The 22,436-nt window shown below is 64.5% G+C and carries 20 protein-coding genes and 1 pseudogene; 11 read left to right on the top strand and 10 right to left on the bottom strand.

The window, feature by feature from the left end; genetic code table 11:
- Positions 1 to 20 precede the first annotated feature (20 nt).
- Positions 21 to 992, bottom strand: coding sequence for a transaldolase (gene tal, locus FS320_RS05565; RefSeq protein ID WP_152710103.1), 972 nt, complete (start codon positions 990 to 992; stop codon positions 21 to 23).
- 70 nt (positions 993 to 1,062) lie between these two features.
- Complete coding sequence (locus FS320_RS05560; RefSeq protein WP_152710102.1) at positions 1,063 to 1,953, bottom strand: LysR family transcriptional regulator; 891 nt, start codon at positions 1,951 to 1,953, stop codon at positions 1,063 to 1,065.
- A gap of 121 nt (positions 1,954 to 2,074) precedes the next feature.
- Between FS320_RS05560 and FS320_RS05555 the strand changes: the two genes are divergently transcribed.
- From FS320_RS05555 to FS320_RS05525, 7 genes are all read left to right on the top strand, one after another.
- Positions 2,075 to 3,571 (top strand): CoA-acylating methylmalonate-semialdehyde dehydrogenase, encoded by a 1,497-nt coding sequence (locus FS320_RS05555; protein WP_152710101.1) that lies wholly within the window; start codon positions 2,075 to 2,077, stop codon positions 3,569 to 3,571.
- A gap of 148 nt (positions 3,572 to 3,719) precedes the next feature.
- Positions 3,720 to 4,871: an isobutyryl-CoA dehydrogenase gene (locus tag FS320_RS05550; protein ID WP_152710100.1), complete on the top strand. Its 1,152-nt coding sequence runs from the start codon at positions 3,720 to 3,722 to the stop codon at positions 4,869 to 4,871.
- A complete protein-coding gene (locus FS320_RS05545) occupies positions 4,868 to 5,239 on the top strand; it encodes a DUF5367 family protein (protein WP_152710099.1) in 372 nt (123 codons plus the stop codon). Before FS320_RS05550 ends, FS320_RS05545 begins: the two co-directional genes overlap by 4 nt.
- Positions 5,236 to 5,670: a DUF4267 domain-containing protein gene (locus FS320_RS05540; RefSeq protein WP_152710098.1), complete on the top strand. Its 435-nt coding sequence runs from the start codon at positions 5,236 to 5,238 to the stop codon at positions 5,668 to 5,670. Before FS320_RS05545 ends, FS320_RS05540 begins: the two co-directional genes overlap by 4 nt.
- On the top strand, positions 5,667 to 6,557 hold the full coding sequence (mmsB, locus tag FS320_RS05535) for a 3-hydroxyisobutyrate dehydrogenase (RefSeq protein WP_152710097.1): 891 nt from the start codon (positions 5,667 to 5,669) through the stop codon (positions 6,555 to 6,557). Before FS320_RS05540 ends, mmsB begins: the two co-directional genes overlap by 4 nt.
- A 225-nt stretch (positions 6,558 to 6,782) precedes the next feature.
- Positions 6,783 to 7,994 (top strand): peptide ABC transporter permease, encoded by a 1,212-nt coding sequence (locus FS320_RS05530; protein ID WP_152710096.1) that lies wholly within the window; start codon positions 6,783 to 6,785, stop codon positions 7,992 to 7,994.
- A gap of 93 nt (positions 7,995 to 8,087) precedes the next feature.
- Positions 8,088 to 9,254, top strand: coding sequence for a M20 aminoacylase family protein (locus FS320_RS05525; RefSeq protein WP_152710095.1), 1,167 nt, complete (start codon positions 8,088 to 8,090; stop codon positions 9,252 to 9,254).
- Between the two features lie 66 nt (positions 9,255 to 9,320).
- Here FS320_RS05525 and FS320_RS05520 read toward each other — a convergent pair whose 3' ends face one another.
- Together FS320_RS05520 and ribA are read right to left on the bottom strand one after the other, a co-directional pair.
- Entirely contained in the window at positions 9,321 to 11,003 is a 1,683-nt protein-coding gene (locus tag FS320_RS05520; RefSeq protein ID WP_152710094.1) for an L-lactate permease, read from the bottom strand.
- A 147-nt stretch (positions 11,004 to 11,150) separates the two neighbouring features.
- Positions 11,151 to 12,263, bottom strand: coding sequence for a GTP cyclohydrolase II RibA (gene ribA / locus FS320_RS05515; protein WP_152710137.1), 1,113 nt, complete (start codon positions 12,261 to 12,263; stop codon positions 11,151 to 11,153).
- Positions 12,264 to 12,517: 254 nt separating this feature from the next.
- Between ribA and FS320_RS05510 the strand changes: the two genes are divergently transcribed.
- A complete protein-coding gene (locus tag FS320_RS05510) occupies positions 12,518 to 13,471 on the top strand; it encodes a hypothetical protein (RefSeq protein WP_152710093.1) in 954 nt (317 codons plus the stop codon).
- Here the strand turns inward: FS320_RS05510 and FS320_RS05505 are convergent.
- On the bottom strand, positions 13,440 to 14,399 hold the full coding sequence (locus FS320_RS05505) for a DMT family transporter (protein WP_152710092.1): 960 nt from the start codon (positions 14,397 to 14,399) through the stop codon (positions 13,440 to 13,442). The genes FS320_RS05510 and FS320_RS05505 overlap by 32 nt on opposite strands.
- A gap of 17 nt (positions 14,400 to 14,416) precedes the next feature.
- The gene (locus FS320_RS05500) at positions 14,417 to 15,244 is read right to left on the bottom strand and encodes a hypothetical protein (protein WP_152710091.1); all 828 of its coding nucleotides are present in this window, start codon (positions 15,242 to 15,244) and stop codon (positions 14,417 to 14,419) included.
- A 217-nt stretch (positions 15,245 to 15,461) separates the two neighbouring features.
- Here FS320_RS05500 and FS320_RS05495 point away from each other — a divergent pair, with 217 nt between their 5' ends.
- Positions 15,462 to 15,713, top strand: a complete 252-nt coding sequence (locus FS320_RS05495) for a hypothetical protein (RefSeq protein WP_152710090.1) — start codon at positions 15,462 to 15,464, stop codon at positions 15,711 to 15,713.
- A 6-nt stretch (positions 15,714 to 15,719) separates the two neighbouring features.
- On the opposite strand, the gene FS320_RS05490 is transcribed toward FS320_RS05495, so the two are convergent.
- Together FS320_RS05490 and FS320_RS05485 are read right to left on the bottom strand one after the other, a co-directional pair.
- Entirely contained in the window at positions 15,720 to 17,498 is a 1,779-nt protein-coding gene (locus FS320_RS05490) for an SLC13 family permease (RefSeq protein ID WP_152710089.1), read from the bottom strand.
- A gap of 61 nt (positions 17,499 to 17,559) precedes the next feature.
- Positions 17,560 to 18,024, bottom strand: coding sequence for a CAP domain-containing protein (locus tag FS320_RS05485; protein WP_152710088.1), 465 nt, complete (start codon positions 18,022 to 18,024; stop codon positions 17,560 to 17,562).
- 152 nt (positions 18,025 to 18,176) lie between these two features.
- Between FS320_RS05485 and FS320_RS05480 the strand changes: the two genes are divergently transcribed.
- A complete protein-coding gene (locus FS320_RS05480) occupies positions 18,177 to 19,460 on the top strand; it encodes a BaiN/RdsA family NAD(P)/FAD-dependent oxidoreductase (RefSeq protein WP_152710087.1) in 1,284 nt (427 codons plus the stop codon).
- Positions 19,457 to 21,259 (top strand): DNA helicase RecQ, encoded by a 1,803-nt coding sequence (recQ, locus tag FS320_RS05475; protein WP_162002843.1) that lies wholly within the window; start codon positions 19,457 to 19,459, stop codon positions 21,257 to 21,259. The genes FS320_RS05480 and recQ overlap by 4 nt, the downstream gene beginning before the upstream one ends.
- A 164-nt stretch (positions 21,260 to 21,423) precedes the next feature.
- Here the strand turns inward: recQ and FS320_RS05470 are convergent, their stop codons facing one another.
- Together FS320_RS05470 and FS320_RS05465 are read right to left on the bottom strand one after the other, a co-directional pair.
- A complete protein-coding gene (locus FS320_RS05470) occupies positions 21,424 to 21,864 on the bottom strand; it encodes an SRPBCC family protein (protein WP_152710086.1) in 441 nt (146 codons plus the stop codon).
- Between the two features lie 12 nt (positions 21,865 to 21,876).
- A pseudogene (locus FS320_RS05465) lies at positions 21,877 to 22,344 on the bottom strand (Gfo/Idh/MocA family oxidoreductase); the annotation flags it as partial.
- Positions 22,345 to 22,436: the final 92 nt, after the last annotated feature.

Raw genomic sequence — 22,436 nt, 5'->3', positions numbered from 1 at the left:
GGATGACGTTTCTTTCGATCTCAAGCCGCCTTCGCCTCGTCCAACCGCTGCGCCACGAGCGTGCGCAGGCCGCGCAGATCCTTCACGAAGGAGCGGATACCCTCGGAAAGCTTCTCGGTTGCCATCGCGTCTTCGTTCAATGCGAAGCGGAAGCTCTTCTCGTCGAGGCGCGGCAGGGGCTGGATTGTCTCGATGGCGTCCGGCGAGAGCTTACGCGGCAGCTCGCCCTCGGCCTTCGCCAGTTCGTCGAGCAACGCGGGCGAGATGGTGAGGCGGTCGCAGCCGGCGAGCGCTTCGATCTCGCCGATGTTGCGGAAGGAGGCGCCCATCACCACGGTCTTGATGCCTTGAGCCTTGTAAGCAGCGTAGATCTTGCGCACGGAGAGCACGCCCGGATCGGTCTCGCCCGTGTAGGGGCCGCCGCCGGCCTTCACGTGCCAGTCGAGGATGCGGCCGACGAAAGGCGAGATCAGGAACACGCCCGCTTCCGCACAGGCCTGAGCCTGCGTCTGGCTGAACAGGAGCGTGAGATTGCAGTCGATGCCTTCCTTCTCGAGGATCTCGGCGGCGCGGATGCCCTCCCAGGTGGAGGCGATCTTGATCAGGATCTTCTCGCGTCCGATGCCGCGCTCCTCGTAAGCCTTGATGATGGCGCGCGCCTTGGCGAGCGTCGCCTCGGTGTCGAAGGAGAGATCAGCATCCACCTCCGTCGAGACGCGGCCGGGCACGATGTTCGCAAGCTCGGTACCGAAGGCCACCGCCAGCCGGTCGCAGATCGCCGTTACTACGCCTTCGCGGCTACCGCCCTGGGACCGGCCCCAGGCCAGGGCCTCCTCGATGATGTGGACATAGGCGGGGGTCTCGGCCGCCTTCAGCAACAGGGTCGGGTTGGTGGTGCAGTCCTGAGGCTTCAGGCGGCGCACCGCGTCGAGGTCGCCGGTATCGGCAACGACGACCGTCATGGCGCGCAATTGGTCGAGCTTGGAGGGCATTGGGATCTCCATGGGTTGTCCTTTGACCTCTGACTTAGTCCCATAAGAAGCCCGCGTGAAGGGCGAAGCCTCAGACAAATAACCCGCGATTGGCTCGCACCCGGCTCAAAATGAAAGAATAGACCTCCTCCACCCGGCGTAAGGACCGCACATCGGCATGGGTGACGAGCCAGTAGGTGCGCAGGTAGGACACATCGGGCAGCACGACCTGGAGCTCCGGGAACTGGCGCACCGCGTAATCGTGCAGGACACCGATGCCGACGCCTGCCCGCACGGCCTCCGCCTGCGCCACCACGCTGGCGCACTCGAACCGGCGGGCAGTGTATTTTTCGAGCGCCGAGAAGTAATCGAGCACGGGGCTGTAGAGCAGGTCGGCCACATAGGTGACGAGGGTCTTGCCCGTCAGATCCGACAGTTCCGTCACTGGCCCGTGCCGCATGAGATAATCCTGCGAGGCATAGAGCCTGAGGCGATAATCGGTGAGCTTGCGTGAGACGAGGCGCCCTTCCGTCGGCTGTTCCAGGGTCACGGCGATGTCGGCCTCTCGCTTGGAGAGCGAAAAGGTCCGCGGCAACGCCACGAGCTGCAGGGTGAGGCCCGGATGCCGCTCGGCGAGGGCGCCGAGTTCCGGCGCGAGGAAATAGGTGCCGATCCCGTCAGGCGCGCCGATACGCACGGTCCCCGAGAGCGCGAGATCGGCGCCCCCGAGTTCGCTCGCCACCGCAAGAGCCTGGGTCTCCATGGTCTCCGCGTGCTTGAGCAGTCGTTCCCCCTGTTCGGTCAGGGTGTAGCCCTGAGGGCTGCGCTCGAACAGCTTGGCCTTGAGCGCCGCCTCCAGGGCCGAGATGCGGCGGGACACGGTGGTGTGGTCCGCCTCGAGTTGGCGAGCGGCGGCGGTGAGGCGCCCGGCCCGGGCGACGGCCAGGAAGAAGCGGAGATCGTCCCAATCGAATGCGCTCATGCCCGTGCCCTTGCCGTATTGGTGTTTTCGCACAACGGTGCTTTGGTTTCACCCATAGTCGTGCGATTTCAACAATGATAGAAGAAGACCACGAAAAACACCCTTGAGGAGGAGAGACGCCATGCGCGAGGTCGGACATTTCATCGGCGGCAAGCAGGTTCCCGGCAAATCGGGTCGCACCACCGAATTCTTCCAGCCCATGACCGGCGAGGTCCTCGGCCGGGTCGCGCTCGCCTCCAAGGACGAGCTGCACCAGGCGGTGGAGAACGCCAAGGCCGCGCAGCCGGCCTGGGCCGCCACCAATCCGCAGCGCCGCGCCCGCGTGATGATGAAGTTCCTCGAGCTCATCGCGAAGGAAACCGACACGCTCGCCGAAATGCTCGCCCGCGAACATGGCAAGACCATTCCCGACGCGAAGGGCGACATCCAGCGCGGCGTCGAGGTAGCGGAGTTCTGCACCGGGATTCCGCACCTCCTGAAGGGCGAGTTCACCGAAGGCGCCGGCCCCGGCATCGACATGTACTCGATCCGTCAGCCGCTCGGCGTCGTCGCCGGGATCACGCCGTTCAACTTCCCGGCCATGATCCCGCTGTGGAAGCTCTCGCCCGCCATTGCCTGCGGCAATGCCTTCATCCTCAAGCCCTCCGAGCGCGATCCGGGCGTGCCGATGCGCCTCGCCGAGCTGATGATCGAGGCGGGCCTTCCAGCCGGCATCCTCAACGTGGTCAACGGGGACAAGGAAGCGGTGGACGCGATCCTCGACGATCCGGACATCAAGGCGGTGGGCTTCGTCGGCTCCTCGCCGATCGCCCAGTACGTCTATTCCCGCGCCACCGCGCATGGAAAGCGCGCCCAGTGCTTCGGCGGCGCGAAGAACCACATGATTATCATGCCCGACGCCGATCTCGACCAGGCGGCGGATGCGCTGATCGGCGCCGGCTACGGCTCGGCCGGCGAGCGCTGCATGGCGGTCTCGGTGGCGGTGCCAGTCGGAAAGGCCACGGCCGACGCGCTCATGGACAAGCTGATCCCGCGCGTCGAGAGCCTGAAGGTCGGCCCTTCCACCGATCCCTCCGCTGATTTTGGCCCGATGATCACCAGGGCGCACATGGAGAAGGTGCGCTCCTACGTCGATCTCGGCGTCCAGGAAGGCGCCAAGCTCGTGGTCGACGGCCGCGACTTCAAGATGCAGGGCTACGAGGACGGCTTCTACATGGGCGGCTGCCTCTTCGACGATGTGCGCCCCGATATGCGCATCTACAAGGAAGAGATCTTCGGGCCCGTGCTTTCGGTTGTGCGGGCCAAGAACTACGACGAGGCGCTGCGCCTCCCCTCCGACCACGAATACGGCAACGGCGTCGCGATCTACACCCGCGACGGCGACGCTGCCCGCGACTTCGCCTCCAAGGTGAATGTGGGCATGGTCGGCATCAACGTGCCGATCCCGGTGCCGCTGGCCTATTACACCTTCGGCGGCTGGAAGGCCTCGGGCTTCGGCGACCTCAACCAGCATGGCCCGGACGCGGTGCGCTTCTACACCAAGACCAAAACCGTCACGTCCCGCTGGCCCTCCGGCATCAAGGAAGGCGCGGAATTTTCCATTCCGACGATGAAGTAGGCACGATCATGATGGCCGGGACATAGATCCCGGCCATTTGTTTTTCGAGGCCGCATCTTTTTGCGTGACCTCAGGCCACTTCGCCGAAGGATGCTCTAGATCCAAAGTCGGGGTGCACGAAGCGCCTCTGTCGTGACGATTTAGGCCCATGACCCAGTTCTCACTCACCGACGATCAAATCGCCGTCCGCGACATGGCGCTCGCCTTCGCGGCGGACAACCTCGCCCCTCACGCCCTCGAATGGGACGAGAAGAAGCATTTTCCCGTGGATGTGATGCGCGAGGCCGCAAGCCTCGGCATGGCGGCGATCTACACCCGCGACGATGTGGGCGGATCGGGCATGACGCGGCTCGACGCGGCGCTGATCTTCGAGGCGCTCGCCACCGGCTGCCCGGCCATCTCGGCGTATCTCTCCATTCACAACATGGCGACGTGGATGATCGACCGCTACGGCTCCGAGGAGCAGCGGAGCCGCTACATCCCGCGCTTGGTCACCATGGAACTGATCGCGAGCTATTGCCTGACCGAACCGGGCTCGGGCTCGGATGCGGCCGCGCTCAAGACGAAGGCCGTGCGCGATGGCGATCATTACATCGTCAACGGCGTCAAGCAGTTCATCTCGGGCGCCGGCACATCCGACATCTACGTGACCATGGTGCGCACGGGCGAGGACGGCCCGTCCGGCATCTCGACCCTCGTGATCGAGAAGGACATGCCGGGCGTCTCCTTCGGCGCACAGGAGAAGAAGATGGGCTGGAATGCGCAGCCCACCGCCGCCGTGATCTTCGAGGACGTGCGCGTGCCCGTGGCCAATCGGCTCTCGGATGAGGGCATGGGCTTCAAGATCGCCATGTCGGGCCTCGACGGCGGGCGTATCAATATCGGCGCCTGCTCGCTGGGCGGCGCTCAGGCGGCGCTGGACAAGGCACTCGCCTATACGGGCGACCGCAAGGCCTTCGGCAAGCGCATCGCGGATTTCCAGGCGCTGCAGTTCAAGCTCGCCGACATGGCCACCGAGCTCGAATGCGCGCGCACCTTCCTGTGGCGTGCGGCCTCCGCCCTCGATGCGAAGGCGCTCGATGCCACGAAGCTCTGCGCCATGGCCAAGCGCATGGCGACCGATGTGGGCTTCCAGGTGGCGAACGATGCCCTGCAGCTCCATGGCGGCTACGGCTATCTCGCCGATTACGGCGTCGAGAAGATCGTGCGGGACCTGCGCGTGCACCAGATCCTGGAGGGCACCAACGAGATCATGCGCCTGATCGTGGCGCGCGACCTGGTGGGACGCGGCAACCGATGATGGTGAGATCGCTCGGCCTCGGCTTCGGCATCGCCGCGGCGATCTTCGCGCTGTTCTCGTGGGCAGGGCCGTGGTTCTTCCTGGAGGGACGCCGACCGTTCCAGCTCAACTTCACGGCAGGAGCGGTGCTCGGCTTAGGATTTGGTCTGTCGATCGACCGCATCCTGCGCGTGCCGCGAAAAGCTGCCATCCATGTCATGGGTCTGGCGGCCGTTCCGGGCATGCTGATCATGGCCGCCGTGGGTTCGCATTTCGCAGTCTTTTTCCCGCAGCTCGATCCTGCCCTCGACAAGGTCTTCGGATCGCTGATGCTGTGGTTCTACGGCTTCGCGTTTTGCGGAGCCCTGTGGGTGGCGCGACGCGCATGACGGCCAGGAGCGAACCATCGGGATTGCCTTTGCACGAGCCGAGCACTTGGTTCGTGTTCGCCTTGTCGGGCGTGTTCGTACTCTTGGGGCTGCTGTTCATCTTCGCGCCGCGCGCCGGGGCAGCGCTTTTCGGAATCGCGGCGCCCGAGGGGCTGGGCCTGTCCTATGTCCCGGCCATCGGCCTGCGCGACCTCGCCTTCGGGGCATATCTCGCTGCCCTGTCGCGTCTGTCGACCCGTCGCATCGTAGGCACAGTGCTCGGGCTCACAATTCTCATTCCTGCCGGCGACGTCATCCTCGTCTTTCTGGAGCGGGGCTTCGAGAGCCCGAAACATCTCTTGCTGCATGCCGGCAGCGGTATCGTCATGGCAGCGGGCGCATTCTGGCTGCTCAGCCGAACGTCACATTACAATCCGGGAGGAGTCTCATGACCAGCATCGCCTTCATCGGCCTCGGCAACATGGGCGGGCCGATGGCCGCCAATCTCATCAGGGCCGGGCACAGCGTCACCGGCTTCGATCTCTCACCCGCCTCCTGCGATCAGGCGCGGAACGACGGAGCGAGCATTGCGGGATCCACGGCGGACGCCGTGCGAGACGCTGAGGTGGTCGTCACCATGTTGCCGGCCGGCAAGCATGTGCTCTCGGTCTGGACCGACATCCTGCCCTCGGTAAAGGAAGGCACGCTGCTCATCGACTGCTCCACGATCGATGTGGAGAGCGCGCTCAAGGCGCATGTCATGACCCGCGAGCAGGGCCGCAACCTGCTGAGCCTCGATGCGCCGGTGTCCGGGGGCGTCGGCGGCGCGAGGGGTGCCACGCTCACCTTCATGGCGGGTGGCGCCAAGCCAGCGTTCGACCGGGCCGAGCCGATCCTCTCCAAGATGGGCAAGAAGGTCGTGCATTGCGGCGAGGCGGGCGCGGGTCAGGCGGCGAAGATCTGCAACAACATGATCCTCGGAATCTCGATGATCGGCGTGGCGGAAGCCTTCGTACTCGGCGAAAAGCTCGGACTGTCGCATCAGGCGCTGTTCGATGTCGCCTCCACGTCCTCGGGCCAGTGCTGGTCGCTCACCACCTATTGCCCGGTGCCCGGCCCTGTGCCGGCCTCGCCCGCCAATAACGGCTACAAGCCGGGCTTCGCGGCGGCGCTGATGCTCAAGGACCTGAAGCTGGCGCAGGAGGCGGCCCTCGGCTCGGGAGCTTCGACGCCGTTGGGTGCCGAGGCGGCCCAGCTCTATGCCCTGTTCAACAATGCCGGACACGAGGGCGACGACTTTTCCGGCATCATCAACTTCATCCGGGGACAAAAGGGCTAGGAACCTTCCCACGTCATGGCCGACCTTGCGCCGGCCATCTCGATTGGAAGAGCGCCGCGCCTTTCGGATCGGGATCACCGGCACACGGCCGGTGATGACGAAGGAGGGCATGCTCTCCCAAAAGACACAAGGGCTGGGATGTGTTGCATCGCACCTACAGCTTTTGGCGCTCCCGTCCATTACGCTTTGCGCTCCTGAATACTCAACCGCCGATTGTCCACCTCCATGATCCGCTCCGTTTCCCAAACGGCCAATCCTTCAGCCGATGCCGCCGCCATGCTGCGACGCCTCGGCTTTGCGATCCTGTTCTTTGCCGTACCCCTGGCGGCCCTTTTCACGCGGCGCGCGCTGGTGGTGATGGCGCCTCTCGCGGTCATTCTCCTCGTCCTCGCCTCGGTGCTCGACGGAGGCGCGAGGCATGCATGGGATAAGCTCACCGCGCTTGCCGCCTCTCCGGGCGGAGTGGCCGGGCTGGTCCTGCTGTTCTGGGCAGGGCTGTCCCTGGTCTGGACTCCCTTTCTGCCCCAGGCCTCCGAGCGGCTTCTCAACATCATCGGCATGGCCCTCATGGGGCTCGGCGGGTATCTCGCCATTCCCGAGCGCATGCGCTCGGCCAACCTCTATCTTCTCCCCGTCGGCGTCGGCCTCGCGGCCCTGATCGCCATTTCCCTGACGATCACCGGCGGCAGCCACTTCGACCCGGAGGGCCTGAGCCTGGAGCGCGGCATGCTCATGCTCGTTCTGCTGCTCTGGCCTGCCATCGCCTGGCTCCACTCCCGCGGACGCAACCTGGAAGCCATCGGCCTTGCGCTCGCCGTTGCCATCTGCTCCCTCCTCACGCGTGACGGCCTGCCCCTCTACGGTCTGGCTGCAGGCGCCGTTGTCTTCGTCGTCACGGCATGGAATCCGGTCTTCGGCTCTCGCTTGATCGGCTTCGTCATGGCAGGCCTTCTGCTGTTTGCACCGGTCCTGCCCTTCATCCTGAAGCCCGTGGCGGCCAGCCTGCTCGGTGCAAACTCCCCGACGACCCTTGGCCTCGAGGTGTGGCGCCGGATCATTCTGGACGAGCCGCTGCGGCTCTTGACAGGACACGGCCTGGAGACCGCCCTGCGCGGCCGCTTCTTCGGACTGGTTCCACCGAGCGCGCCATCCACGCTGCTGTTCGAGATCTGGTATGAACTCGGACTGGTGGGCGCGGCGGCCGGCAGCGTTCTTTTGTATCAGGCCGTCGTCGGCGCGAAGAGCCATCGTGCCACCGTGGCGCCCGGCATCATGGCCGCGTTCGCGTGCGCCTTCACTCTCGGCTGTCTCGGCATTGGCACCGCGCAGGTCTGGTGGTTCACGGCGCTCGTGGTTCTGGTGCTGATCTTCGTCGCCATCGAGCGCGGGCAATTCCGCACGAAGCGTCCCAAGGCCGCTCTGCGCCGCACAGTGTAACGACCTCCTTCTCCCTCGTGAAGAAGGATTGACGGAGAGGCCCTGCCTCTGCTTGGCTGACGGCTTGCGGATTCGTTAACCCGAGGAACGTTCATGCCGATCATCAACCGCGTCGCCGACCTTGCCGATGAAGTCGCCGCCTGGCGTCGCGACTTTCATGAAAACCCGGAGCTCCTGTTCGACGTGCATCGCACAGCCGGCATCGTGGCGGAGAAGCTGAAGAGCTTCGGCTGCGACGAGGTCGTGACCGGGCTCGGGCGGACCGGCGTCGTCGGCGTGATCAAGGGCCGCTCGAACAATTCGGGCAAGGTGATCGGTCTTCGCGCCGACATGGACGCGCTGCCCATCGAGGAGGCGACGAACGTTCCGCACAAGTCCAAGGTGCCCGGCAAGATGCACGCCTGCGGCCATGACGGCCACACGGCGATGCTGCTCGGGGCTGCGAAGTACCTGGCCGAGACGCGAAATTTCGACGGCACGGCCGTGGTGATCTTCCAGCCGGCCGAGGAAGGCGGCGGCGGCAACGAAATGCTGAAGGACGGCCTGATGGAGCGCTTCGGCGTGAACGAGGTCTATGGCATGCACAACATGCCGGGCATTCCCGTGGGCCAGTTCGCCATCCGGCCCGGCGCGATGATGGCGGCAGCGGACCGCTTTACCATCAACATCGAAGGCAAGGGCGGCCACGCGGCGCGCCCGCACGACTGCATCGATCCGGTGGTCGTGTCGGCTCACGTGATCACGGCCCTTCAGACCGTCGCTTCGCGCAGCGTCGATCCACTCGATTCCGTGGTGGTTTCCGTCTGCACCGTGAAGGCGGGCGATGCCTTCAACGTCATTCCGCAGACCGCGATGCTTCTCGGCACCGTGCGCACCCTCTCTCCGGACGTGCGCGATCTCGCCGAGACCCGCATCCGCGCCATCGTCGAGAATGTCTGCGCCGCCTTCGGGGCCAAGGCCGAAATCGACTATGACCGCGGCTATCCGGTCACCATGAACGATCCCGACAAGACCGAGTTCATGGCAAACGTCGCGCGTGCCGTCAGCGGTGAGAATGCCGTCGACACGACCGTGCTCCCCCTCATGGGCGCGGAGGATTTCTCCTACATGCTGGAGCAGCGCCCGGGCGCCTATATCTTCCTCGGCAACGGCGACACGGCCGGCGTCCACCACCCGGCCTATGACTTCAACGACGAGGCGAGCCCCTACGGCGTCTCGCTCTGGGCGAAGATCGTCGAAACCGGCATGCCGGCCCGGTAGTTTTCTTTGACAAAAGCCGCCGCCGGATCTCTCCGGCGGCGGCTTTCTTTTATCCCACGTCTTCCGTCAGTGCAGGACCATTTCCGTGAACGGATGGACATAGGCCTGCAGCATCACGAGCCCGCCGACGAGGCAGGCGAGCACGATGGAGTGCCAGAACACGAAGCGCAGGATGCTTCCCTCATGCCCGAACCAGTTCGTCGCCGTCGACGCCACGACGATGGATTGCGCGTCGATCATCTTACCCATGACGCCGCCGGACGAATTCGCCGCCGCCATGAGGATGGGTGACAGCCCAAGCTGGTTGGACGTGATCTTCTGCAAGCCACCGAACAGGACGTTGGACGCGGTGTCAGAGCCCGTCAGCGCCACGCCGAGCCAGCCGAGCAAGGTGCCGAAGAACGGATATAGGATTCCCGTCCCGGCGAAAGCCAATCCGAGCGTTGCGTCGACACCTGAAAAGCGGGTGAGCGTCCCGATGGCCAGCATCGCCGCGATGGTGATGAGAGAATAGCGCAGCACCCAGATCGTCTCGAACCAGGCGGTGATGAGCCGCAAGGGGGAGAAACCCATGACGAAACCGGCGATGATGGCTGCGATCAGCACGCCCGTGCCCGTATAGGACAGGTAGGTGAAGGCGAAGACGGCAGGCTCCGCCGTCGGATTGGCCACGATGGGCGCAACCTTCTGCACCATGTTGTGCAGGCCTGGGACGGGATAGCTCCAGGTAAAGATTGGGTTGACGAGCGCCTTGAACCAGCCCGTGCCCCAGATCGCGACGATGACGGAGAGGATGATCCACGGTACCCAGGCACGAAAAACCTCTCCCCGGTCCACCTGAGGGGTCATGGTGGGTGTGGCGGCGCTCAGGGGAGCAGGCCGGGTCAGGGTTCCCACCGAATCGTCGCGCGTGCGCAGGGCCGGCGAGGTCCAGATCTCCTTCGGGTGCCAGATTCGCATGAAGCCGACGAGGCACGCCATGCAGATCAGAGATGCACCGATGTCGACGATCCAGGGATTGATGTAATTCGAGATCAGGAACTGTGGGATCGCGAACGAGACGCCGCACACCAGGATCGCAGGCCAGATCTGCATCATGCCGCGCAACCCCGCAAACACCGCGATAAGCCAGAACGGCACGATGAGCGAGAAGAAGGGCAGCTGACGGCCGACCATGGCACCGAGAACGTAAGGATCGAAGCCGGTGACGGAAGCAAGGCCCTGGATCGGCGCGCCGAGGGCGCCGAAGGCGACCGGAGCGGTGTTGGCGATCAGCGAGAGACCGGAGGCCGCCAGCGGCGAGAAGCCAAGACCGATGAGGATGGCGCCCGTCACGGCAACCGGCGTGCCGAAGCCGCCTGCGCCTTCAAAGAAAGCCCCAAAGGCAAAGGCGACGAGCAGCAATTGAAGGCGTCGGTCGGTCGTAATGTTGCCGACCGACTGCTGAAGCGTGGCGAAATACCCCCTCTCCACCGTCAGCCGATAGAGGAAAATAACGTTCAGAATGATCCAGCCGATCGGGAACATGCCGGTTGCGACGCCGAACAAGGCGGCGCGTGTGGCAAGCCCGGTGGGCATGGTGAACAGGAAGACGGAGACGGCGATCGCCGCGAGAAGAGCGATGACGGCGGCAATGTGTGCCTTCACCTTGCCGGAGGCGATCATCACCAAGAGCAGAACGACCGGAATGGCGGCCGCTATGGTCGACAACGTCGCATTGTTGAACGGATTATAGACTTGGCTCCACATGGGCTTTCCCCCCTCAACCTGCCAGCGGAAGCTGGCATGCATGGCGTAGCGGTCGGGCCGGAGCGGTCCTTTCCGCCTTAAGGAGAAGCTAGAACATTGTTTTACAGTGACAATACAAGCTTGACAGGAATATTGCGGCGCTAACCGCTAATCCTTGTTCGAGCAGGCGAGCATGCCCTCGAGGTCGATGTAATGGCCGGCGCGGTCGCGCTTGGCGGCAAGATAGCTGACATTCTCCGCCGTCGGACGCCCCAGCACGCGGTGGTCGGAAATCACCGCGAGGCCGGCCTTGGTCAGCGCCGCGATCTTCTCGGGATTGTTGGTCATCAGGCGGACCTTGCCGACACCGAGCCCCTGCAGCATCGCGGCGGCGAAATCGAAGCGGCGCTGATCGGCCTCGAAGCCCAGAACCTCGTCGGCGTCGTAGGTGTCGTAGCCCTGCGACTGGAGCTTGTAGGCGCGGATCTTGTTGGCGATGCCGTTCCCGCGTCCCTCCTGGTCGAGATAGAGCAGGATGCCGCCCTCATGCTCCGCCATGAAGCGTACGGTCTCGCGTAGCTGGTCGCCGCAATCGCATTTGAGGCTGCCGAAGAGATCGCCCGTGAGACAAGCCGAATGCAGCCGCACGGTCACCGGCTTCGAGACATCCGGCCTGCCGACGACGATCGCCACCTGATCGCGCAGGCCCTCGCCGCCGCGGAACACCACGAACTCACTGGTGGGAGCGTCTTCCAGCGGCACCGGCGCCCTGCTGACGATCTTCAGGTCGGCGGCCTTGGCCCGACGATAGCCGCGAACGGCTTCGCCCGACACGCGCACGAGTGACGGGGCGATCTCGATACCCTTCGCCAGCGGCACCACGATCACGGCCGGCAGAACGAGCGACAGGCGGGCCAATTCCAGCGCCTCGCCGTCCAGCTCGTCGGCGGGGCGAACCGGCGCGTCGATGCGACCATCGACCTTGAGGGCTAAGGTTTCCACGCGGTTCCGATCCACCACCGGCAGGGCCACCCGGCCGGGAACCTCACGCTCGAGGCCGAGGCGACGGAGCCTTGCTGCCGGCAGGACGAGATGGGCGTGGCCGCCTGCAACGGCCTCGATCTCGAGGGCCATGGCCTCGTCCAGGGTCTCGACGCCGACCACGAGCGCGCTGCCCTCAGTCCCGTCGATCACCACGGGACGGGCGCTGCGAAATTCCATGATCGCCCGCTCGACCGAGGTCGTGGCGGGATTGTCGGACAGGCTCAAGGTCAGGCGCATCATCGAAAACTCAAGAAAAGCGGCCTCAAATCGGGCAGATCAGGGGGCTTTTGGGCCTTTCACCCCCCAAAGCCACGCTTCAGGACGGGCTTCACCCTATCACAGGCCACCCCCGATCCCTAACCCCATAGATGCGATGGCAGCCATGCCTCATCAACAGGCTCGGCTGCAAAGCGCTCTTGGCTCGACTGCATAATCGGACCGCGCTATCTCTGGCGCGTCCCTCCGCTTCAGCTTCCGCAAAGACATTCACGATGCCCATGCTCCTTCCCCGGCTCATCGCCCTCGGATTCCTCGGTCTTGCCTCGACGGCGGGTGCCGCCACCCTCGACGGGCTGGCCGTGGACGTGACGAATACCAGCGAACCGGTGCTGTGCGCGGAGAAGGACAACGTGGCGATCAACTTCGCCTCGCCCGAGGTCAAGCATTTCCAGATCGAGGCCGTGCATCCGGCCTATATGGGGTCCCTGCGCCAGGACCGCTGGGAGCCGGACTGGACCGCCTGTGAGGACATCACGCAGGAAACCTCGGCCAAGCCGCATCCCACCATGAACACCCTCTACGAGGATGGAAATCTCCGGATCATGGGCCTGTCCTTCACCGAGTTCTGGCGCCCGAGCGACGTCACGGTGACCATCGGCGACAAGGTCACGCACAGGATCCATCTCCTTCAGCTGCTCAAGAAGCGCGGCGACAAGGCGGTGGAAGTGCTCGTGATCTATCCGGGCGACGGCTATTGGCGCATCAAGCCGCTCCCGCCCGAGCATCTGGACTGGACCTCCTACGGCTCCTCTTTCCTCGTCGGCCCGGTGGAATTCGACCAGCGGCCCGTGGTGAATCTCAAGGACGTGGCCTTCGACCCGAAGACCATGACCTTCACGCTGACCCTGGCGAAGGGCGGCAAATCAACCGTTGCCGTCAAGGCCCTCAATGAGGAGCGCATGACCTTGGATGTCGCCTTCGATCTGGGTGTCTCCGGCCTGCCCTTCGCAGGGCTGCGTTCCATGTACGTGACCGAGTTCAACGCCGACGTGGCGCGCATCGCCGTACGGGAGGCTGGGGCCCGCTCCTGGCGCGAAGAGCCGATCATGAATTTTCCGGGCGCCAAGGTGACCGATGCGTGGATGGGCAGGCTCGTTCCCTCGCGCCACAATACCAGCGCGCCCGACATGATGTTCAACCGTTTCCGTGCGGCGCCGGCTCCTTAACGCTGAACCGCGCTTTCAAAGCCGAGAGGAGGCGGCCATCGATCAGGATGAGGCCTCCGCCGATCAGAGCCATGCCGGCCATATGCCGCATCGCCAAGGTCTCGCCGAGGACGAGCACGCCGAGCAGGATGGCGCTGACCGGGATGAGGAAGGTCACAAGGCCCACATTGGTGGCGCCCGCCCGCGCGAGCAGGCGGAAGAAGATCAGATAGGCGAAAGCCGTCGAGACCAGGCCGAGGGCCGCCAGGGACACGATCGCCCCGGTGCTCGGCATCGCCAGCGTCCAGGGCCGATCGACGATCAGCGCAGTGGGCAGAAGGATCGCGCTTGAGACCGTGACCTGTCCGGCTGCGGTCGCAAGAGGTGGAATGCCCATGGTCTTGAAACGTCGCCCGAACACGCCGGAAAAGCCATAGGAGAGGGCCGCTCCCAGGACCGCCAGCTGCGCCAGGATGCTCGCATCCAACGAAGCGAAGGCCGCGGCCCCGATCATCACCGCAACGCCGGCAAAACCCACGATCACGCCGGCGAAGCGCTGTCCCGTCAGGCGCTCGTCCTCGGTCAGGTAATGGGCCACGATCACCGTGAAGAGCGGCGTCGTCGCATTGAGAATGGACGCGAGGCCGCTGGCGATATGGCTCTGCCCCCAGACGATCAGGGTGAAGGGGATGACGTTGTTGAGGATCGACATGCCGAGAAAGGCAGACCAGACCTGACGGGTACGCGGCAGATCCACCCCCATGAGTCTTAAGGTGAGAAGCAGCGCCGAGGCCGCCGTCACCACCCGCAGCGCCACGATCGTCAGGGGCGGCAATTCGCGGACGGCCACGCCCACGAAGAGGAAGGAGCCACCCCAGACGATCGAGAGAATGGCCAACAGCGCCCAATCGGACGCGGTCATGGTTTTTTGGATGGAGGCTTGCGTCATAGGGTCGATTCCGGATCTTACCGATCGGAAATGACACAAAGCCGACCGCCGCACGACCCGTTTTCTGCGGTCAGGAGAGGTCGTACCATTCCCCGTTGGCTTCGGCACGCGAGCATCTCGCCGGTCCGCGTGGCGCCACGGCTTCGCATTTCTCGCCGGACGAGGCGGCAATCGAGCGCGCCGAACGCCTTCTTGTTCATCGGTTTCAAGCTCACCTTGCCGGAAGCCCCGGTCGACGGATTTTGCCAAGTGGCGCTGGCTGCGCCGGCACCATTGAGGATGGAGAGAACGACCTGTGCCTCCGCAGGGCGATCCGCATCGGAAACGAGTTGTTCGGCAGCCCGCTGAGCCTCCGCCTGTGCGATGGCGGCGCTGGCCTGACCTCTCGCGGCGGCCAGCTGGCTTGTCGTCATGCCTGCTGCTGCAGCCTGCATGGCGAGAGAAGGAGCCGCGGCCGCCAAGCCGACACCGCCGGTCATGGCTCCGCCGATGGCAGCCGATGCAACCGTACTGGCCATCCCAGCCGCGTGCCTGGCCATCATCAGGCTCGACTGGCGATCGAGTTCACCCAGATAATTTGGTCGCGCCGTGTTGCCGGCAGCCACATCGGAGAGACGTGAGGCGAATCGGCTGAAATCCACGCTCTGCGAGTCCGGATCCCGCTCGGGCTGAGCGCTCTGGACCATACTGACCGCGGTTCCGGACAGGCCGGTCGGATCCAGGCCCGTGGCCGCTCCAAGCGCAACCGATCCGGCTCCATTCTGATTACAGGCGGCCAGAAGGAGCACCATCGCAAGAGCGCCTACCCCCGCTAGAGCGCCTGCCCCGGTTGCGATCTTGATCATGATTCGCCTCTTCCGCTGAAGTTACGACATAATATAACCATAAAACGTTGGAAAATGAAATAACAGCCCTGAATGGTCCGGACGATCCACAGGGAAGATCGAAGGGCTATCAAGGTTTGGTTTACGACGATGGAAAGTGGCTCCGCGCCTTTACCACTCGTTCACGGCTTTAGGGCGAACCTCTCGCCCGTAATCTTGTCCCATGTAGCGCCCCGCCATGACCCCGCCGCTCTCCCGCGAACCGTCCTACAGCGTCCGCCATCACGCGGTGCGGTCGAGCTTCTGCGTGCTGCCTCACGATCCTCGGCCGGCGCGGAATACCAGCTTCATCTTCGGTCGCTCGGATTCGCGTTATCGCCCCCTGCTCAATCAGGAGGAGCGGGACCGGCTGCACATCTGGGCCATGATCGTCGCGCTCTCGTCGTCGGTGGCCGGCACCACCCTGCTCCTCACGGCGATCTTTCGCTGATTAATATTACTGCAGCGGCCAGACCAGCATGATGAGCGGTACGCCGATCACCACCACCAGGATCGAAAGCGGCAGCCCGAGCCGCCAGTAATCGCCGAATCGGTACCCGCCCGGCCCCATCACCAGGGTGTTGCACTGATGGCCGATGGGGGTGAGGAAATCGCAGGCTGCCCCGATGGCCACCGCCATGAGAAACGCGTCGGGCTTGAAGCCGAGTTGGGTGGCGAAACTCGCCGCGATGGGGGCCATCACCAGCACGGTGGCCGCATTGTTGAGGAACGGCGTCACCGCCATGGCGGCCACCATGATGAGCACGAGAGCACCGGTGGGCGGCAACATGTTGGCGGCCATTGAGAGCCATCCCGCGATCAGGTCCGTGCCGCCGGTCGTCCGGATCGATTCGCTGACCGGAATCAGGGCTCCGAGCATGACGATGATCGGCCACTCGATCGTCTCGTAGGCCTCGCGCAAGGTGAGGGAGCCGAACAGGACGAGGAGGACGCCCGCCCCGAAGAAGGCGATCGCCACCGGCAGGATGTTGAAGGCGACGAGCACCATGGCACCCACGAGGATCGCGGCCGGCATGAAGCTGCGCCGCGCGCTGCCGAGCCGGATCTCCCGTTCGGCCAAGGGCAGACAGCCGAGATCGCGCAAGGTGTCGGGCAGCCGCTTGAGGTTGCCTTGCAGCACAATGACATCCCCGGAGCGCAGAGTGATGGTGCGCAGCCGTTCCTTGAAGCGCACGCCGCTGCGACTGACCGCAATGAGGTTGACCCCGAAGCGCTCATAGAGACCGATCTGCTCCGCCGAGAGGCCGGTCAAGCGGGAATTCGGCCCGACGATCGCCTCGATGACACCGATCTCGTCGGTTGCTTCCTCCATCTCCGGTTGGCGATGCTCTCGGCTCAGTTTCAGCCCGGCCCGAACAACGGCGCTCTCGAGCGCATCCGATTCACCCTCCAGCATGAGAACGTCGTTCTCGCGGATCCTTGCATCCGGCAGGGGACTGGAGCTGCGGGTCTCGTTGCGGATGATGGCCGCGACCTTCACCTCGCCATTGGCGAGTTTGTGCAAATCCGCCACCGTTTGCCCGATCACCTCAGATTCGGGGGTCACCCGCGCCTCAGTGACATAATCCTTGATATCGAGAGCATCATAGAGGGAGGCGGAGCCCTTGCGGCCCTGCGGCAGCAGACGGTAGCCGAAGGCCAGGAAGGCGACGCCCGCCAGCGCTATACCGAGCCCGACCGGCGTGAAGTCGAACATGCCGAACGGCTCGCCCAGAAGCTCTTGCCTGACCCGAGACACGATGATGTTCGGCGAGGTGCCGACCAGGGTGACGATGCCGCCGAGAAGGGAGCCGAAGGCCATCGGCATGAGAAAGCTCGAAGGCGGCGTGTTCGTCCGCCGGGCGATCTGAAACGCCACGGGAATCATCATCGCCAGCGCGCCGATGTTCTTCACGAAAGCGGAGAGCACCGTCACCACGGTCACCAGCACAACGACCTGGATCTGCGTGGTGCGCAAATAAGGCCCGACCCGGTTCAATCCTGCCTCGAGGATACCGGACTTCGCCATGGCGGCGCTGACCAGAAGCGCGCTCGCCACGATGATGACGATGTCGTCGCTGAAGCCCTCGAAGGCCTTGTCGGCGGGCACGATGCCAATCAGCACGGCGACCAGCAGCGACAGAACAGCGACAAGATCGTAGCGGAAACGTCCCCAGACGAAGAGCGCCATCATCCCGGCGATGACGGCGAAGGCAAGCATTTGTTGGTGGGTCATGCGAAGCGCAAAAGAGAGGAACTGAGATCCTAACGCTTCACGCTTCCGTTAGTGCCCGGACTTACTGACCGAGAACGAGCGCCCAATACCGTCCGTAGCGATTGTTCGCATCGGCGCGGGCGAGGCCGATCTTGCGGGCCTGAGGCATCAGGAGATTGCTGTTATGGCCCGGAGAGGCCTTCCAGCGCCCAATGGCGCCATCGACCGAATCCGAACCGGCCGAGAGATTCTCGGCCGAGTAGCCGATGATGCCGTATTCACCCATGCGGCCGGCGAAGCTGCCATGACTGAGCCGGCCTGCCGCCGCCACCGCCCGCGCCTGATGCTCCGCGGTCTTGTTGAGCGTGGAATCCACCGACACCGGGCTCAGGCCTCGCGAGACGCGATAGGCCGAGATCAGTCGAGCGGCTTCGGCAGCATCGCTCGTGGAGCTCGCCAGGACGGCATCCTTGGGTGTCAGGGCCGATTCGCCCGCGCAGCCGGCCAGTCCCAGGGCAACCAAGCCCAGGATGAAAAGAGAACGCATGAAATATCCCCTTCGGGCGGCATTCAAGCGCCGCTCCCCTTGCAAAAAGTGCCTGTGGCGTTCATGTGCAAAAGCCATGAACCCGATGACGCTCCATGCCATGTTGAAGCGTAAGGGTCCAGATTCCACACCCTCCCGCGTCAGCTGACCGCATGCCCGCAAGCTCCTCCCCACCCGAAGTCGCCATCGTCGGCGGCGGCCCCGCCGGCCTGATCGCCGCGGAGGTTCTGGGACATGCGGGCCTTAAGGTCATCGTCTACGACCGGATGCCGTCCGTCGGGCGAAAACTCCTCATGGCGGGCCGGGGTGGTCTGAACCTGACCCATTCGGAAGAGTTCGAGCGTTTCGTCACCCGTTACGCCGAGGCCCAGCCGCGATTGCGGCCTCTGATCGAGGCCTTTCGCCCCGAGGATCTGCGTGCCTGGAGCGAGGGGCTGGGACAGGAGACCTTCGTGGGCTCCAGCGGCCGCGTCTTCCCCACGGCCTTCAAGGCCTCTCCCCTCCTGCGCGTCTGGCTGTCGCGGCTGGAGAGCCTTGGCGTCCGCTTCGCCCTGCGCCATCGCTGGCAAGGATGGGACGAGGACGTCCGTCTGATCTTCACCGATGCCGCTGGCGAGTCAGTTCGGGTCAAGCCTGCTGCCACCATCCTGGCGCTCGGCGGCGCGAGCTGGCCCCGGCTCGGCTCCGACGGGACCTGGGTGAAACTGCTCTCTCGACAGGGTATCGCGGTCTCGCCCCTGCGCCCCGCCAATATGGGTTTCACCCTCTCGTGGTCCGACATCGTGCGCAGCCGCTTCGAGGGCCAGCCCCTGAAGCGAATCGCCCTGACCTTCGAGAGCACGACCGTGAAGGGCGAGGCCATCGTGACAGTGGACGGGATCGAGGGCGGAGCGGTCTATGCCCTCTCGGCCAGGCTTCGCGATGCCATTGAGCGGATGGGCAACGCCACGCTGTACCTGGATCTGCGGCCTGACCTTTCCGAGGAAGTCCTGGCGAAACGCCTGAGCGCTCCGCGAAAGGCCCAGTCCGCTTCCACCTTCCTGCGAAAGAGCGCCGGCCTCAGTCCAGTCGGGATTGCCCTGCTGCGGGAAGCCTCCCCTGCCCTTCCGTCGGAACCCGGGGCACTGGCCCGCCTGATCAAGGCGGTGCCCCTGACGCTGACGGGCACGAAGTCCCTTGACCGAGCGATCTCCACCGCCGGCGGCGTGCCGTTCAGCGAGGTGGACGAGCACCTGATGCTGCGCCGAATGCCAGGTGTCTTCGTGGCCGGCGAGATGCTGGACTGGGAGGCGCCCACCGGGGGCTACCTGCTCCAGGCAACCTTCGCCACAGGCATTGCCGCCGCGCGAGGGGTGCTGGCCCACGTCGGGATCCCCTTGGAGATTCCCGATGCCGCATTGACGGGAAGCCTCTCCTCGGCCACACGGCAGACGTGATCGATCCCGCCAAGATTCTCCACGACGTTTTCGGCTTTCCCTCCTTCCGCGAAGGACAGGAGGAGATCGTGCGCGCCGTGCTGGCCGGCGAGGACGTTCTGGCCGTCATGCCTACGGGTGCAGGCAAATCCCTCTGCTTTCAGCTGCCGACGCTCGCCCGTGAGGGGCTGACTCTCGTGGTCTCGCCTCTCATCGCGCTCATGCGCGATCAGGTGGCGGCTTTGCGCCATTTCGGGATCGAAGCGGGCAGCCTCAACTCCGCCAACGATCCGGAGGAGAATCGCCGCGTGGTCGACGCGGTGCGCGACCGGCGCATGCGCATTCTCTACGCCTCGCCGGAGCGTCTGGCGAATACCGGCACCACCGAATGGCTGGGACGGGCCGGCGTGAATCTGCTGGCCATCGACGAGGCGCATTGCGTCTCGCAATGGGGCCATGACTTCCGGCCCGAATACGCCATGCTCGGCGAGGTGCGTCAACGCCTCGGGAATGTGCAGACCATCGCGCTCACCGCGACCGCCGATGTGGCGACGCGCGGCGACATCATGCATCGCCTCTTCGAGCAGGAGCCGCGCCTCTTCATCCATGGCTTCGACCGGCCGAACCTGCGCCTTGCCATGCAATCGAAGGAGAATTCCAAGCGCCAGCTCTTCTCCTTCCTTGACAAGCACCGGCACGAGAGCGGGATCGTTTATTGCTCGTCTCGCAACGCCACCGAGAGGCTGGCCGACTCACTGAGCCAAGCCGGTTATCGCGCCCTGCCCTATCATGCGGGCATGGCCCAGGCGGACCGCGCCAAGAATCAGGACATCTTCCTGCAGGAGGACGGCGTGGTGATGGTGGCCACCGTCGCCTTCGGCATGGGCATCGACAAGCCCGACGTGCGCTTCGTCGCCCATGCGGCCCTGCCGAAATCCATTGAAGCCTATTACCAGGAAATCGGCCGCGCGGGTCGCGACGGCGCGCCCGCCGACACGCTCACCCTCTACGGCCTCGACGACATGCGCCTGCGCCGCCTGCAGATCGAGGAGAGCGATGCGGCGGACGAGCAGAAGCGCGTCGAGCGACAGCGGCTCAACGCGCTCGTCGCTCTATGCGAAGCGCCGCGCTGCCGCCGCCAGACCCTGCTCGCCTATTTCGGCGAGAGCACGGAACCTTGCGGCAATTGCGACCTGTGCATCGACGGCGTGATGTCCTTCGACGGCACGATCGAGGCGCAAAAGATTCTCTCCGCCATCGTGCGCACGGGCGAGCGCTTCGGCACGGAGCATCTCATCAGCATCCTCATGGGCGAGGAAACTGATTCCGTCCGCCGCTTCGGCCACGACAAGCTGAAGACCTTCGGCGTCGGCAACGACCGCTCGAAGACGGAATGGCGCTCGCTTCTGCGGCAGATCTATGCGGCAGGTCTGATCGGATTGGAATTGGCGGAATACGGTCGCTGGACGCTCACCGATAAAGGTGTCGCCGTTCTCAAAGGCCAGGAGCGGATCGAGCTGCGCTCCGACGTGCTCATGAAGCCGGCCGAGCGGCGCCGCCGGCGCGGCCGGATGGAAGCGGAATCCCTGGTGCCGTCCGACGATCCGCTGCTCCTCGATCTAAAGGGCCTGCGCACGCGGCTTGCCAAGGAAGAGGGCGTGCCGGCCTATGTAATCTTCTCCGATCGTAGCCTGATCGACATGGCGGCCAAGCGACCGACGACAGTCCGCGCCTTCGGCGGGATTCACGGTGTGGGTCAAGCCAAGCTCGACCGCTATGCGGATGCCTTCCTCGAGGTGATGAAAGCGCACGCGGGTTGACGACAGCTGAGCTGCATATCGCATCTCCACCTACACAAACCTCATCCTGAGGAGCAGACGGAGTCTGCGTCTCGAAGGAGGCTCCAGTGCACTCTTGATCCTCCTTCGAGACGGCGCTGCGCGCCTCCTCAGGATGAGGTGAGAGGTACGCTGGGAGCGGAGCTTTACCGTTCGAGATACGCCTCCAGATCCCGCAGGTGGTGATGCCACTCCGCCGCATGCTGCTCGATGAGCCGCTGTCTCTTCTCTGCAGGCAGCCCTGACCAGCCGCGATGTTCCAGCCGCAGAAGCGTTCCCGTCTCGGCGACCGGATCGAGAATCATGGAGACCTGCGTCGCATAGGGCCAATCCTCATCGGCCCAGGACAGTTCGAGGAATTCCGGTGGCTCGAATCGGTTGACGGTCCCTGACGTGACCACCTTCCGCCCGGTCTCATCCGTCCACTCTTCGCGGAAGGCGCCGCCGGCTTTCGCGTCCAGGCTCACATGCGCACCCCACCAGGATGCGATGGCCTCCGGAGCGGTCAAGGCTGCCCAGATCTGTTGCGGGTCCTTCCCGATATCGTATTCGATAACGATCCGATCCGCCGTTGTCCCGACTTTCATGATCGAACCTCCTCAAGCGGCTTGTCTGCCCTCTCCCGTTGCGATGTCTATCCAAACGCCGGAATGCGCGCTTCTCGCAATCGCATCCACAACCCGCTCGATGCGAATGCCGTCGTCGAACGTGATCAGATGCGCGGCCTCTCCATCGATGCGGCGGATCAGCTCCCGGCACTCTATGATCTTCAGGTCGTTGAAGCCGAGCCCATGTCCCGGCGCGGGAATGAATTTATCATAAGGCGGGTGATGCGGGGAGGTCAGGATGGTGCGGAACCCTTGCGTCTCTCCTGCTCCGTCGGCCGTGTAGACCTGGACCTCGTTCATGCGCTCCTGGTCATAGACGATGGAGCCCTTCGAGCCGAAGAGCTGGACGAAGATGCGACCCTTGCGGCCCCAGGCTGAGCGGTTGAGCGCGATCACACCGGAGGCGCCGTTGTCGAGCTCGACTAGAGCGCGTTGACATTCATTTGGTCCAGATGAACGCGCTGACGAGGCAAAGGATTGACATAAACGCCCGTGGGGTCTGTTCGTAGCGCGTGGCGATGCGTCTGAAGTGCTTGATTTTCAGGAAGAAG

This window comes from Microvirga tunisiensis (genome assembly GCF_009296175.1).
Lineage (GTDB): Bacteria > Pseudomonadota > Alphaproteobacteria > Rhizobiales > Beijerinckiaceae > Microvirga > Microvirga tunisiensis.
Note: the sequence above shows the minus strand (reverse complement) of the source record. Positions and strands in the feature narration are given on the sequence as shown.